This window comes from Croceivirga lutea (assembly GCF_014235875.1).
GTDB classification, from domain to species: Bacteria; Bacteroidota; Bacteroidia; order Flavobacteriales; family Flavobacteriaceae; genus Croceivirga; species Croceivirga lutea.
In genome coordinates, this window is sequence record NZ_JACJUK010000005.1 from 311583 (window position 1) to 326421 (window position 14839).

Here is a 14839-nt window from a genome sequence, read left to right on the forward strand (position 1 = left end):
GTTTGTCGAAAGCGGACAATTTTCTATAATCATTTAGGACGTGGATACATTAAGTTATAAAACAATTTCTGCCAGCAAAGCAACCGTTAATAAAGAATGGTTATTGGTAGATGCAGAAGGACAGACCTTAGGAAGATTGGCATCTAAAGTTGCCAAGTTGTTGAGAGGAAAACACAAAACCAACTATACACCGCATGTTGATTGTGGTGATAATGTTGTTGTAATTAATGCCGAAAAGGTTACGTTGACAGGTAACAAATGGAATTCAAAAGAATACCAACGTTATACTGGTTACCCAGGTGGTCAAAGAATTGTTTCTGCAACAGATATGCTAGCAAAGCATCCTGAGCGTCTTGTAGAAAAGTCAGTAAAAGGTATGTTACCTAAAAACAAATTAGGTGCTGACCTCTTTAGAAATTTAAAAGTATATGCTGGATCAGAGCACGGTCAGGAAGCTCAACAGCCAAAAGCCATTAATTTAAACGATTACAAATAATGGAAGTAATTCACAAAATAGGAAGAAGAAAGACCGCAGTTGCTAGGGTTTATGTTTCTCAAGGAAATGGTGAGATTACAGTAAACAAAAGAAAACTAGAAGAGTACTTTACTACTGGTCCATTACAATACAAAGTTAAGCAGCCTTTTACCTTAACTGGTACTGAAAACAACTACGATGTTAGTGTAAATGTTTACGGTGGTGGTATCACAGGACAAGCTGAAGCAGTGCGTTTAGCATTGTCTAGAGTAATGTGTGAGATTGACGAGGAAAATCGTTTAGTTTTAAAACCAGAAGGTCTTTTAACTCGTGACCCAAGAATGGTTGAACGTAAGAAGTTTGGTCAGAAGAAAGCTAGAAAGAAATTTCAGTTCTCTAAACGTTAAAAATTTACAAGATACGCTTCGGCGTATCTTTTTTACTATAAGTTCATTGAAAGTCCACTTAAAATTGAGTGGCATTTATTAAATCAAGTTGTCGTTGTTTCAAAAAAGAACATAACAACTTTTTTGAAATTAGTTTAGCATCTAAATAGAAAGGGCGAAATATTTACATATTGACCACCTTTTTATTGCTATCTCAACGGAACGTAAACTAAAACAAAAAATGGCAAACAAAGCAGAAGTAAAAGATTTACTAGACGCAGGTGTACACTTTGGTCACCTAACAAGAAAGTGGAATCCGAACATGGCTCCTTACATCTACATGGAGCGTAACGGTATACACGTAATTAACCTTTACAAAACTGTAGCAAAATTAGACGAGGCTAATGAAGCACTTAAAAAAATAGCAGCTTCAGGGCGTAAAATTTTATTCGTAGCTACTAAGAAACAAGCAAAAGATATTGTTGCTGACAAAGTTTCAAAAGTAAACATGCCTTACATCACAGAAAGATGGCCTGGCGGAATGTTAACCAACTTTGTTACTATCAGAAAAGCCGTTAAAAAAATGACTTCTATAGATAGAATGAAGAAAGACGGTACTTTTGACACGTTATCAAAGAAAGAAAAGTTACAAGTCAACCGCTTACGCGCCAAATTAGAAAAGAACTTAGGTTCTATTTCTGATATGACCCGTTTACCTGGAGCAATTTTTATCGTTGATACTATGCGTGAGCATATTGCGGTAAAAGAAGCTCAGAAATTGAATATTCCAATTTTTGCAATGGTTGACACCAATTCTGACCCAAGACCAATAGACTATATTATACCCGCTAATGATGATGCTGGTAAGTCTATTGAAGCAATTTTAGGCCATGTTACTGATGCAGTTGCTGAAGGTTTAGCTGAGCGTAAGGCTGATAAACAAGGTGGCAAAGAAGAAGGCGAAAAAGCTAAGGCAGCTCCAAAAAAGGAAGCTAAAAAAGAGGCTCCTAAAAAAGCTGCTAAAACAGAAACTGATGACTTAACAAAAGTTGAAGGTATTGGACCTAAAGCAGCTGAAGCATTAGTAGCAGCAGGTGTAACAACTTATGAGGCATTATCAAAAGAAGATGCTGAAAAAGTAAAAACTATTTTAACAGATGCAAGTCCAAGATTAGCGCATTTAGACCCAACATCATGGGCTAAACAAGCTAAAATGGCTGCTGAAGGAAAATGGGATGAACTAAAGGCTTGGCAAGATTCTGTTAGTGGAGGAGTTGAAGACTCTGAAGAGTAATTTAACGTTGACCTAAACCGAAACACATTTGTTGTGTTTTACTTTACATAAATTTTAATTCTGAAAGAAAATGGCAAAAATAACAGCCGCTGAAGTAAATAAATTAAGAAAGACCACCGGTGCAGGAATGATGGACTGTAAAAAAGCATTAGTTGAAGCCGATGGTGATTTTGAAAAAGCAATAGAAATCCTTAGAAAAAAAGGTCAAAAAGTTGCTGCGAAAAGAGCCGATAGAGATTCTTCTGAAGGTGCAGCTATCGCAAAAGTAAATGCAGATAACTCTCAAGGAGTTGTAATCTCATTAAACTGTGAAACTGATTTCGTTGCTAAAAACGATACATTCGTAACCTTAGCTAACGATTTGGCAGACCTAGCATTAAATTATGATGGTAAAGATGCATTCTTAGCTGCAGACTTTAACGGTATGTCAGTTGCAGAGAAGTTAACTGAACAAACCGGAGTTATAGGTGAGAAAATAGAAATAGGAAGTTTTGAAAGCTTAAGCGCTCCTTTCGTAGGATCATACATTCATGCAGGTAATAAAATTGCAACCTTAGTTGGATTGTCTGCAAATGTTGATGGTGCTGATGTTGCAGCAAAAGATGTAGCTATGCAAGCAGCAGCTATGAATCCTGTAGCTTTAAATGAAGAGGGTGTTGACCAATCTACAATTGATAAAGAAATTGAGATTGCAAAAGACCAATTACGTCAAGAAGGTAAGCCAGAAGAAATGTTAGAAAACATTGCAAAAGGTAAATTAAAACGTTTCTTTAAAGACAACACTTTAGTTAACCAGGCTTTTATTAAAGACAATAAACAAAGTGTAGCTCAATACGTTAAATCAGTAGATTCTTCTTTAGAAGTAACTGGTTTTAAAAGAGTTGCGTTAGGCTAAGTAAAAACCAATTAATTTAAAAGCCTCAACAGAAATGTTGGGGCTTTTTTATGCGCAACAAATAGATTTTAAAAAAGCTGAGCAATTGAAAAATCTGCATTCATAAAATTGTTTAATTTTACGCACGATTTCAAAAATCGAAAATGAAATACAAAAGAATTCTACTAAAGTTAAGTGGTGAAGCCCTTATGGGTGAACAACAATATGGTATAGACCCCAAACGTATTAAAGAATACGCAGAAGAAATTAAAACTGTAGTTGACAAGGGTGTTGAACTTGCCATAGTCATTGGCGGTGGAAACATTTTTAGAGGATTACAAGGTGTTGGCCAAGGTATGGATCGTGTTCAAGGTGACCATATGGGTATGTTAGCCACGGTTATAAATGCACTAGCCTTACAAAGCGCATTAGAAGCTGAAAATATTCAAACTAGAGTACAATCAGCAATTAAAATAAACGAGGTAGCCGAACCCTTTATTAGAAGAAGAGCAATGAGACACCTAGAAAAAGGAAGAGTTGTTATTTTTGGTGGCGGTACAGGAAACCCATATTTTACTACCGATTCTGCTGCGGTTTTACGTGCTATTGAAATTGATGCAGATGTAATTTTAAAGGGTACACGTGTAGACGGAATTTATACTTCTGATCCAGAAAAAGACAAAACTGCAACCAAGTACGAAAACATTACATTTAACGATGTACTTTCAAAAGGATTAAAAGTAATGGATACCACTGCCTTTACCCTTAGTCAAGAAAATGAATTACCAATTGTAGTATTTGACATGAACACAAGAGGAAATTTAATGAAAATTGTTACTGGCGAAAATATTGGAACTACTGTAAATAATTAATTGGAACACTAATTGTGTAGCACTATAAAAATCTGTTACCATGAATGAAGAAATAGAATTTGTATTAGATAGCACCAAAGAAAGTATGGTTGGAGCTATGAGCCATTTAGAAAAAGCATTTGTAAAAATTAGAGCAGGTAAAGCAAGTCCTGCAATGCTTTCAACGGTTATGGTAGATTACTATGGCTCTCAAACTCCTTTATCTCAAGTAGCCAATATAAATACGCCAGACGCCAGAACTATTTCTGTTCAACCTTGGGAAAAAGCCATGATTCAAGAAATTGAAACTGCTATTATGAATGCTAATTTAGGTTTCAATCCAATGAACAACGGTGAGAGCGTAATCATTAACGTACCTCCACTTACTGAAGAAAGAAGAAGAGACTTAGTAAAACAAGCTAAAGCTGAGGCAGAAGACGCTAAAGTAAGTATCAGAAATGCAAGACAAGATGCTAATAAAGAACTTAAGAAACTTGACATATCTGAAGATTTACGATCAAATGCCGAAGTTGATGTTCAAGAGCTTACAAATGAGTTTGTTAAGAAAGTGGACGCAGTGCTAGAGGTAAAAGAAGCAGAAATTATGAAAGTTTAGCTTTTATAAGCTAAAATCTTATAGGTTAAGCCTTAATCGTTTTTTACCTTTGCAGCCAATTTAGCAAAGCATGCTCAAAGAGTTTCTACGAGGTTTTTGGACCGTTACCGCAAGGATAATTCTCAGAAATCGCATTTTAATTTTATTAATCATTGCAGGCATTACCGTATTAATGGGCTTGCAATGGAAGAATATGCGCTTTTCTAATACAGAAATGAGCGTTCTACCAAACGACCATCCTTCAATTATTGACTACAATTCTTTTGTAAACATATTTGGGCAAGAAGACAATGCTATAGTTATCGCGGTTAGCGATTCACTTCTATATTCTGAAGCCAACTTTAATTTATGGAATAGGCTCAGCAAGCAATTTCAAGCTGTACCAGAGGTTGATTATGTGGTTTCAACAGATAATTTAGAAGAACTCGTAAAAAATGAGCAGTCAAACTCTTTTACACTGCAAAAATTAATACCAGAAGGTCAACTAAATCAACAACAGATAGATGATATGAAAAAACATCTATTTGAAGAGTTGCCATTTTACGAAAACCTACTATTTAATCCAGAAACAAGCTCATTGCGAACCATTCTTTATATGGACCGTGACCTTTTAAATGAGCAGGTCAGAAATGAATTCATTCTTTATGATCTTGCCAACCTAGTTGAAACTTTTGAAGATGAAACAGGATTAGATGTAAGGGTCTCAGGAATGCCATATATAAGAACCTGGAATTCCAAAGTCATTATAGATGAAATTGGTAGTTTTATTCTCGCTGCTTTACTGGTAACTTCTATAATTTTCTTTTTCTTTTTTAGGAGTTTTAGAGCCACATTTATTTCTATGTGCGTGGTGATAATCGGCGTAATGTGGGCTTTTGGTATTCTTGGATTATTTCAATTTGAAATAACAATTCTTACAGCTTTAATTCCACCCCTAATTATTGTTATAGGTATTCCAAACTGTATTTTTTTAATTAATAAATATCAGCAAGAAGTAAAAAAACATGGTAACCAAGCCTTATCACTACAACGTGTAATTTCAAAAGTTGGCAACGCCACTTTAATGACCAACGTTACCACTGCTTCTGGTTTTGCCACATTTATAATTTTAGATAGTGATTTACTTAAAGAATTTGGTATAGTAGCCTCTATCAATATTCTCTGCATTTTTATTTTATCACTTTTAATCATTCCAATTATATACAGTTTTATGCCTTTGCCACAAACAAAGCATTTAAAGCATTTGAACAAAAAATGGATTGATGTTTTTGTAAGCTGGATGGAACGTATGGTTCGTGATCACCGTATTGCGGTTTACATTACCTCTGTCATCGTTTTAGTATTAAGCATTATTGGCATTTATCAAATAAAAATTACGGGAAGCAGAATTGAAGATTTACCAAAAGACACAGAATTCTTTCAAGACATTCGCTTTTTTGAACAAGAATTTGGGGGAATTATGCCAGTAGAAATTGTTGTTGATACAAAAAGAAAAAATGGGGTTGCCAAGCCAGCAACGTTAAAACGAATGGAACGTTTATCTAGTGAAATTGATGAAATTCCTGAACTATCTAAACCCGTTTCTATAGTTAATTTAGTAAAATACTCCAAGCAGGCATTTTACAACGGAATACCAAAATACTATCAATTACCTACCTCGCAAGAGAACACCTTTATTATGGATTATATTAAAAACTCTGAGGGTGATGGTAATTTACTACAAAGTTTTGTTGATTCAACTGGGCAAACAGCGAGAATCACCACTTTCATGAAAGATGTAAAAACAACTCGAATGGAAGAAATTGAAAAAGACATGTTATCTGCCATGAACAAAATCTTTCCTTCAGAAAGGTATAATGTTTACATGACAGGTAAAGCCATGCTTTTTCTAAAAGGAACCAAATATTTAGTGAAAAATCTTTTATTATCGCTTGCACTTGCAATTGGTTTAATTTCCATTTTCATGGCCTATCTCTTTAGGTCGTTTAGAATGATAGTAATTTCACTTGTTCCCAACTTGCTGCCTTTGGTAATCACCGCAGGATTAATGGGATTTTTAGGTGTACCAATTAAACCATCCACAATTTTGGTTTTTAGCATTGCGTTTGGTATTTCTGTAGACGATACCATCCACTTTTTAGCAAAATACAGGCAAGAGCTAGTGGCCAACCGTTGGCAAATAAAGAAATCTGTCTATAATGCGCTTCGAGAAACTGGAGTAAGCATGTTTTATACATCAATAGTACTTTTCTTTGGATTCTCTGTATTTGTTATATCTAGTTTTGGAGGAACTCAAGCACTTGGAGGTTTAGTTTCAGCAACTTTACTTTTTGCTATGTTATCTAACTTAGTACTTCTACCCTCTTTATTACTTTCTCTAGAAAGAAACATTGCCAATAAAAAGACACTTAAAAAACCGCAAATAGACGTATTACCTGTTAACGACGAGAATAATACAGTGTAGTTTTTAGTTGATTTTGCCTTTCTCTATCTAAGCAAAAACCTATCTTTGAGGTTTAAATTTTAAGATAGAATGTCCCAATTTTCAGTTAAAGAATTATTAGGCACAGAACCAGCGTCACAACAAGTAGTAATAAATGGCTGGGTAAAAGCATTTAGAAGCAACCGTTTTATCGCTTTAAACGATGGCTCAACAATAAACAATCTTCAGTGTGTAGTTGACTATGAAAATTTTGATGAGGAAATTATCAAAGAAATCTCTGTTGGAGCAGCATTAAAAGTTACGGGTAGTTTAGTGGAGAGCCAAGGTAAAGGACAAAAAGTTGAAATTTTGGTTGGCGCTGTTGAAATTCATGGTGCAGCAGACCCAGAAACATATCCTATTCAACCAAAAAAGCATTCACTAGAATTTTTAAGAGAAAAAGCACATTTACGAGTAAGAACCAACACTTTTTCGGCGGTTATGCGTTTACGCTCAGCATTAGCTTTTGCAATTCACGACTATTTTAATAAAAATGGTTTCTATTACATGCATGCACCTATTGTTACGGGATCTGATGCTGAAGGAGCAGGTGAAATGTTTAGAGTAACCACTTTGGATGCTAAAAACCCTCCATTAACAGAAGAAGGCGATGTAAATTATAAAAAAGACTTTTTTGGTAAAGAAACCAATCTTACTGTATCTGGTCAGTTAGAGGCAGAAGCTTACGCAATGGGTCTTGGTAAGGTTTACACCTTTGGCCCAACTTTTAGAGCTGAAAACTCTAACACTTCTAGACATTTAGCTGAATTCTGGATGATTGAACCTGAAATGGCTTTCTATGATTTAGATATGAATATGGATTTGGCTGAAGATTTTATAAAATCTGTAATACAGTATGTCTTAGAAAACTGTGATGATGATTTAGAGTTTTTAGAGAAACGACTATTAGACGAGGAAAAAACAAAACCCCAGGCTGAACGAAGCGAATTGTCTCTAAAAGATAAATTGCGTTTTGTTGTAGACAATAACTTTAAAAGAGTAAGCTATACAGAAGCTATAGACATCTTAAGAAATAGCAAACCAAATAAAAAGAAAAAATTTGAATACCCTATAGATGAGTGGGGTGCAGATTTACAAAGTGAACATGAACGTTTTTTAGTAGAAAAACACTTTAAGTGCCCAGTAATATTGTTTGACTATCCTGCTAAAATTAAAGCATTTTACATGCGACTTAATGAAGATGGCAAAACCGTTAGAGCCATGGACGTTCTGTTTCCAGGAATAGGAGAAATTGTTGGAGGATCTCAAAGAGAAGAGCGTTTAGAAGTGCTTAAAGAAAAAATGGAACAGTTACACATTGAAGAAGAAGAACTTTGGTGGTATTTAGATTTAAGAAAATTTGGTACCGCTGTTCATAGTGGTTTTGGATTAGGCTTTGAGCGCTTGGTATTGTTCGTAACAGGCATGGGTAATATTAGAGACGTAATACCGTTTCCAAGAACTCCACAAAATGCTGAATTTTAATTCGAATTTGTAACTTTAGTAGAAACCATTTTTTAATGCTTAAGCAACATCTTCAATTTAAACTTTCTCAGAAATTATCTCCTCAGCAAATTCAGCTGATGAAGTTAATTCAATTGCCTACACAAGCATTTGAACAACGTTTAAAACAAGAGTTAGAAGAAAACCCAGCTTTAGAAAGTGGTAAAGCAGAAAGCGAAGAGTTCTCAGATGAATACAGCGATTCTTACGATGAAAGTCTGGACAACGAATCTATTTCTACAGAAGAAATAAATATTGATGATTACTTAAGCGATGACGAAATACCAGACTATCGCACGCAATCTAACAATTATAGTGCAGATGAGGATGAAAAAACGGTACCCTATGCTGCAGGAATTTCATTTAATCAAAATCTTCTTAACCAATTAAGCACCGTATACCTAGACGATACTGAGTGGAGTATTGCTGAATTTTTAGTAGGTAGCGTAGATGAAAGTGGTTATATAAGAAGACCCCTTTCTGATATTACAGACGATTTAGCTTTTACCCAGAATATATATACAGATGAAAAAACTGTAGAAAAAGTATTAAAAGTGGTTCAAGAATTAGACCCACCTGGTGTAGCAGCACGTTCATTAGAAGAGTGCTTACTTATTCAATTAAAAAGAAAAAATCCTACACCTTCAATAGAGTTAGCAATTAACATTTTAGAAAAGTCTTTTGATCAATTCAGTAAAAAACATTACAAAAAGCTTATTCAAAAATTTGATGTTAATGAAGAAGAATTAAAAGATGCCATTACTGAAATAGAAAAATTAAACCCCAAACCTGGGGGTTCTTATGCTGGCAATAACCGAATTGTAGAACATGTTGTACCAGACTTTTCAATTAGAATAGTTGATGGTGAGTTAGAGTTAACTCTTAACGGAAGAAATGCTCCTGAACTTCATGTATCTAAAGAATACAATGAGATGCTTAAAGGCTTTAAAGATGCTAAGCAAAAATCAAAAGAACAAAAAGACACTGTATTATTTATTAAGCAAAAATTAGATGCTGCAAAATGGTTCATAGACGCCATAAAACAAAGACAACAAACGTTGTTCATTACTATGAGTACTATAATGAAGCATCAAGAAGAGTATTTTTTAACTGGCGATGAACGCAAGTTAAAACCTATGATTTTAAAAGATATTGCTGATAAAATTAATATGGATGTATCAACAGTCTCTAGAGTTGCAAACAGCAAATATGTTGATACCCCTTACGGCACTAAATTGATAAAAGAATTCTTTTCTGAATCTATGAAAAATGAAGAAGGCGAGGATGTATCCACTAGAGAGATAAAAAAAATACTGGAAAACTTAATTAAAGAAGAAGAAAAGAAAAAACCTTTAACTGACGATAAATTGGCAAAGCTTTTAAAAGAAAAAGGATATCCAATAGCTAGAAGAACAGTAGCCAAATACCGAGAACAATTAGGCATACCCGTTGCTAGACTTAGAAAACAACTTTAATGCGGGGGCTATTACTTCTAATATCCTATATTTTTCATCCGCTATTTATACCACTAGGTGGTTCAGTAGCTTTTTTTCTGATTAATCCACTTTCGTTAGATAATGAACAGAAATTAAGGTATCTATTTCCAATTTTTGTTTTAACCATAATTATTCCAATTATTTTCTTTTTTATTCTCAAAAGTTTAAAACTTATAAGCAGCGCATTTGCACCAGAAATTGAAGAAAGAAAATATCCTTTAGCACTTAATATTATAATTATTCTGTTGTTAGTATTTAAAGTACTTCCTGAGTACCAAATAACTGAACTGTATTATTTCTTTTTAGGTCTACTACTACTATCTCTAACCCTTTTGGTATTGTTATTCGCAAAAATTAAAGCAAGTATTCACATGGCAGGTATGGGTGGTCTGTTGCTTTTTCTAATCGGTCTCAGTATTCATTTTGAAATAAACATCACCATAGCGTTAAGCATTTTCACCCTCGCCTCTGGTCTTGTAGCAACCTCAAGATTATACACACATGCCCACAGTAAACCAGAACTGTTAATAGGATTTACTTTGGGTGTTTGCTCTCAACTGTTTTTATTTAAATTTTGGTTATAAAATGTAGAAAATCAATCCAATACGCAATGGATGCATTTTTATAGCCTCACCATTAATTGTGGCATTTTCTAGAATAGGATTTAAAGCGTAATACGCATGTAAATTAAACGTATTGTAACCAAAACTAAGAGTCATACCATAATTAAATTCGCTAATGTCCGCATTGGTAAAAACATCCTTTATTCCCTCCGCCCTGAATTTTGACTTTCTTGAAAAATTATAGTTTAACCTTCCGCCAACATAAACCCTCCAAAACCTATAATCAATAGCATTAGAAGTACGCCATCGAATTTCAAAAGGAATCTCTACAGCATGGGTTTCTAATTTTGTTCTGTCAAAATCTTCTTCAGGAATCTCATAGCTTATTTCTCCATTTATAGAACTAGCTCTTAAATTAGAGTAATAGGAGTTTGTTGCATACCCAACACCTAAACCCAAACCAAAGTTTCTCTTTTGATTTAAGGGTATATCTTTTATAAATCCAAATTGTAAATTATAAGAAAAGTTTCGTTGAATTATTCCCTCTGGTCTATTTGCTAAATAGTTGTATGCCAAACCAGCATAAAATTGATCTTCTAAATATTTAGTATCAATTTTCAATTCATCATTAATCTCTTGAGAATTAACATTAAACAAAAAACCTAAGGATAACAAAAAGAAAAGTAAAACTCTCATGCTTCCAAGATACTAAATTGAGGTATTCCTTCTCATGTTTGGGTTATCATATAATTAAAGAACCCTATTTTTTTAGAGCAATGTAATTAACCTTTAGCATGTTTATTTTAGAAAGCGTTTTTTTTACATCGTTAACAATTCCAAGTTTAACATTCTCGTCTATTTTAAGATTTACCGTGGCTTTGGCTCTAAGGTGTTCTGGCATAAGTGATAGTTCTTCTAAAACAAAAGCAGAAACATCGTGAACCCCACCTATTTTATTTCCTAACTGTAATACCGGTTCTGTGCCATAATTTGCCTGATAGTTATCTAGTGGTTTTCCAATTATTATTTCGATTACTCCAACTTTTGCGAATTTTTCAGCTTGATTAGCCATAGGGATTGTATTTTCAACCAAAAGATTTTGGTCTTTAAAAACGGTAACCGTCATAAAGAAAAAAAGTAGAATAAAAACAATATCAGGTAAGGATGCTGTAGAAACTGGCGGTAAACTTGAGTTAGATTTTTTAGTTTTAAATTTCATGACTTTCTATATTTTAAGTTCTGCTTCTGATATTTTTATAGGATATAGACTTCTTATTTCTTCTATCATAGACTTTAACTTTACCTTTTCAGATGAATAATTCTCTGCTTTATGATATTCCAATAATAAATCTGAGTAAGAAATAGTAAAGCGTTTTATGGCTTCTCTAGTTCTTAGCGAATTATAAGCATCTATTAATTGATTTTGAACATCTAAATAGACATCGTATGATGCATTTCTACTACTTGTTAAAGATATTATAGCTTTTGCTGGACTATCTGATGAATACGAGCTTCTATCACCTTCACAGTATTCACAATAAAATGGAGAATCTATTTGTGCACCACCATTATCCACAAAGTCAAGAACAATATTCTTTAAGTCTTTTGAATTTATAAGATTATCTGCTACAAGAACTTTATTCTGAGCGTTGATGTTAATTCTAAGGATATTTCTTTCATAGATATCAGCAGTTTCTGCATTTGGTCTCGGGAGCATTCTTTGTAAGCCATCGTTAGACTCTAAACTAGTAGTTACTAAAAAAAAGATGAGTAAAAGAAACGCAATATCTGCCATAGAACCTGCATTTACTTCGGGTGGATTTCTTTGATGCTTCATAAGAATAGATTTTGTTATCTAAATCTCTAAAACAACAACGCATAAAAAAAGCCCAAACTAGTGTTTGGGCTTTTTGATTGAGTAAAGTGTTTTGTTACTACTGTAAATTATTAAAGGCATTACCTTCATAAGTAGTATAATTTACTTTTAGTGCATTTACCTTTCTTAATTCCTGCTTAATATCAGAGATTAATCCCATGTTAGCATCCTTATCTACTTTTAAAGATGTAGTTAACACGTTCTGAATTTCTGGTGGTCTATTAGCTCTTTCAGCTAGAATATAAGAACCTACTTCACTAACATCAGCAAACTTATCATTTAACTGTATTTTAGGTTCTGAACCGTATACGCCTTGATACTCCTTTGTTGGTTTACCAACGTAAACGTAGATAATTCTATCCTTTTTGTCTAACTTCTTAACCTCAGAAGCATTGGGTAATGTATTTTGCACTAACAATGAACTGTCTTTCATAGTTGTTACCGTCATAAAGAAAAACAGCAACATAAACACAATATCCGGCAATGAAGCGGTACTTACCGCAGGTAAATCACCTTCTTTCTTTTTTGCAAACTTTGCCATGAACTATGTATTAATTGTTAGATGTTTCTGCTTCAGATAATTTTTGAGGAAACATATCTTGAATTCTTTTTACGTCTTCTTTCAACTTTTCGTATTCAGTAGGCGTCATTCTCTCTTTAGTTTCCGAGGCAAGGTATTCCGACTCCATAGCCGTATAATCCTTACCAAAAATTCGCTGAGCTTCTCTATTTCGTAACTCATTATACGCACCAACCAATTCATTTTGAACTGTAATGTAGGTTGCATATTTAGTCTCTCTATCATTCTTTAAAGAAATAATAGCTTTACTTGGGTTATCAGAAGAATTTTGGTCTTTCTTACCTTTACAATAAGCACAAGAACCATCACCGTTATTATCTAAGAACTCCATAGCTTTAGTACGCAAGTTCTCAATATCTGTTAACTCTTCTTCTACAAGCAACTGACCATTTTTATTAATGTTCACCGTAAAAATGTTCTTTTGCTTAATAACCACGTTATCCTCTGGCGGCTCATTTGGTGGCAACATTCTATCTAAACCAGCATCTGTTTCAATAGTTGTAGTAACTAAGAAAAAGATTAATAGCAAGAAAGCAATGTCTGCCATAGAACCAGCATTTACCTCAGGGGCTCCTTTTCTTCTAGGCATAACTTTTACTTTTTATTTTCCAAAGACCCTTTTAACACCGGGTAACACCATCAACAAAACAGCAACAACTACCATTCCGAAGAAAACGTTCAATAACATACCGATTGTTTTAACGGTACTTTCAGTAGGTTGAATTTCTTTACCTGCAAAGGTATCTACTACTGCTTTAGCTTCATCACCACTTGAAAGTGCGTAACCTATTATAAATAGAATTGCTAATCCACCAAGAGAGAACAAAGCTTTTTTCAATCCACCTGGAGTAGTTATCATTTTGCGTAAACCGAAAAACAAAGCTGTTACGGCTGCAAAAATTAACAACACCCACATGATTAAGAACATTACATTGATGCCCGTACTATCTATAGCACTAGGGTCCTCTGGACTCGGCATCATAAAGAAGCACATTATCGCAGCAATTACGCTGATTACGATAAGTACTATTTTTAAAATTTTATGCATAACTCGATAGTTTATTTAAAGTTAAAATTACTTTTTGTGAGCGGCCAACATATCAATCAAAGCGATTGAAGAATCTTCCATGTCGTTCACAATACTATCAATTTTTGCAATAATGTAGTTGTAGAAAATCTGTAAGATAATTGCAGTAATAAGACCAAATACCGTTGTTAAAAGTGCTACCTGAATATCACCTGCAATTAACGACGCACTTAAGTTACCTACAGCAGCAATCTTTTGGAATGCAGCAATCATACCAATTACCGTACCCATGAACCCAAGCATGGGAGCAATTGCGATAAATAAAGATAACCAAGAAACGTTTTTCTCTAATTGACCCATTTGAACACCACCATAAGCTACAACAGCTTTTTCAGCAGATTCTAAACCTTCTGTAGAACGGTCTAAACCTTGGTAAAAGATAGAGGCAACAGGCCCTTTTGTGTTTCTGCAAACTTCTTTTGCAGCTTCAATACCGCCAGACGCTAATGCATCTTCAACTTGTTGCTTCAATTTTGCAGAATTGGTAGTCGCCATGTTTAAGTAAATGATACGCTCAATGGCAACAGCCAAACCTAATATCAAACATAACAATACGATACCCATGAAAACTGGCCCACCTTGAATGAACTGTTCTTTCAACACTTGAGTGAAACCTTTTGAAGCTTCACCGCCTTCTTGTAAGATAGCAGCAGATGCGCTGGTAGTACCTAAAATGAACATTCCGGCAGTAGCCAGAGTAAAGGATATTTTTTTCATTGTGTTCAAACTTAAAATTAGTTAGTTAATAATGTTTAA

17 protein-coding genes are annotated in these 14839 nt (G+C 34.2%); 10 read left to right on the plus strand and 7 right to left on the minus strand.

All coding sequences use genetic code 11. The features are described 5' to 3' along the window. Window positions 1-40: 40 nt before the first annotated feature. From rplM to H5V42_RS11425, 10 genes are all read left to right on the plus strand, one after another. On the plus strand, window positions 41-496 hold the full coding sequence (gene rplM / locus H5V42_RS11380) for a 50S ribosomal protein L13 (protein ID WP_185783291.1): 456 nt from the start codon (window positions 41-43) through the stop codon (window positions 494-496). Further along, window positions 496-882, plus strand: a complete 387-nt coding sequence (gene rpsI, locus H5V42_RS11385; RefSeq protein WP_185783292.1) for a 30S ribosomal protein S9 — start codon at window positions 496-498, stop codon at window positions 880-882. The genes rplM and rpsI overlap by 1 nt, the downstream gene beginning before the upstream one ends. A 220-nt stretch (window positions 883-1102) precedes the next feature. After that, window positions 1103-2155: a 30S ribosomal protein S2 gene (gene rpsB / locus H5V42_RS11390; protein WP_185783293.1), complete on the plus strand. Its 1053-nt coding sequence runs from the start codon at window positions 1103-1105 to the stop codon at window positions 2153-2155. Between the two features lie 70 nt (window positions 2156-2225). Further along, window positions 2226-3050 carry a translation elongation factor Ts gene (tsf, locus tag H5V42_RS11395; protein ID WP_185783294.1) on the plus strand — a complete coding sequence of 275 codons (825 nt, stop codon included), beginning with the start codon at window positions 2226-2228 and terminating at the stop codon, window positions 3048-3050. 143 nt (window positions 3051-3193) lie between these two features. Continuing rightward, entirely contained in the window at window positions 3194-3901 is a 708-nt protein-coding gene (gene pyrH / locus H5V42_RS11400; RefSeq protein WP_185783295.1) for a UMP kinase, read from the plus strand. A 40-nt stretch (window positions 3902-3941) separates the two neighbouring features. After that, entirely contained in the window at window positions 3942-4496 is a 555-nt protein-coding gene (gene frr / locus H5V42_RS11405; RefSeq protein ID WP_185783296.1) for a ribosome recycling factor, read from the plus strand. 70 nt (window positions 4497-4566) lie between these two features. Beyond that, entirely contained in the window at window positions 4567-6960 is a 2394-nt protein-coding gene (locus H5V42_RS11410) for an efflux RND transporter permease subunit (RefSeq protein WP_185783297.1), read from the plus strand. Between the two features lie 69 nt (window positions 6961-7029). Continuing rightward, window positions 7030-8463 carry an asparagine--tRNA ligase gene (gene asnS / locus H5V42_RS11415; RefSeq protein ID WP_185783298.1) on the plus strand — a complete coding sequence of 478 codons (1434 nt, stop codon included), beginning with the start codon at window positions 7030-7032 and terminating at the stop codon, window positions 8461-8463. Window positions 8464-8498: 35 nt separating this feature from the next. Beyond that, window positions 8499-9956 (plus strand): RNA polymerase factor sigma-54, encoded by a 1458-nt coding sequence (gene rpoN / locus H5V42_RS11420; RefSeq protein ID WP_185783299.1) that lies wholly within the window; start codon window positions 8499-8501, stop codon window positions 9954-9956. After that, a complete protein-coding gene (locus H5V42_RS11425; protein WP_185783300.1) occupies window positions 9956-10561 on the plus strand; it encodes a hypothetical protein in 606 nt (201 codons plus the stop codon). Before rpoN ends, H5V42_RS11425 begins: the two co-directional genes overlap by 1 nt. Here the strand turns inward: H5V42_RS11425 and H5V42_RS11430 are convergent. The 7 genes from H5V42_RS11430 to H5V42_RS11460 form a co-directional block, all read right to left on the minus strand. After that, window positions 10556-11236: a porin family protein gene (locus H5V42_RS11430; RefSeq protein WP_185783301.1), complete on the minus strand. Its 681-nt coding sequence runs from the start codon at window positions 11234-11236 to the stop codon at window positions 10556-10558. The two genes, H5V42_RS11425 and H5V42_RS11430, sit on opposite strands and share 6 nt — an antisense overlap. Window positions 11237-11300: 64 nt before the next feature. Beyond that, window positions 11301-11759, minus strand: coding sequence for an ExbD/TolR family protein (locus H5V42_RS11435; RefSeq protein ID WP_185783302.1), 459 nt, complete (start codon window positions 11757-11759; stop codon window positions 11301-11303). Between the two features lie 6 nt (window positions 11760-11765). After that, window positions 11766-12377, minus strand: coding sequence for an ExbD/TolR family protein (locus tag H5V42_RS11440; protein WP_185783303.1), 612 nt, complete (start codon window positions 12375-12377; stop codon window positions 11766-11768). A 97-nt stretch (window positions 12378-12474) separates the two neighbouring features. Further along, window positions 12475-12957, minus strand: a complete 483-nt coding sequence (locus tag H5V42_RS11445) for an ExbD/TolR family protein (protein WP_185783304.1) — start codon at window positions 12955-12957, stop codon at window positions 12475-12477. 10 nt (window positions 12958-12967) lie between these two features. Then, the gene (locus tag H5V42_RS11450; protein WP_185783305.1) at window positions 12968-13585 is read right to left on the minus strand and encodes an ExbD/TolR family protein; all 618 of its coding nucleotides are present in this window, start codon (window positions 13583-13585) and stop codon (window positions 12968-12970) included. A gap of 12 nt (window positions 13586-13597) precedes the next feature. After that, complete coding sequence (locus tag H5V42_RS11455; RefSeq protein ID WP_185783306.1) at window positions 13598-14044, minus strand: hypothetical protein; 447 nt, start codon at window positions 14042-14044, stop codon at window positions 13598-13600. 27 nt (window positions 14045-14071) lie between these two features. Then, the gene (locus tag H5V42_RS11460; protein WP_185783307.1) at window positions 14072-14800 is read right to left on the minus strand and encodes a MotA/TolQ/ExbB proton channel family protein; all 729 of its coding nucleotides are present in this window, start codon (window positions 14798-14800) and stop codon (window positions 14072-14074) included. Between the last annotated feature and the right edge of the window lie 39 nt (window positions 14801-14839).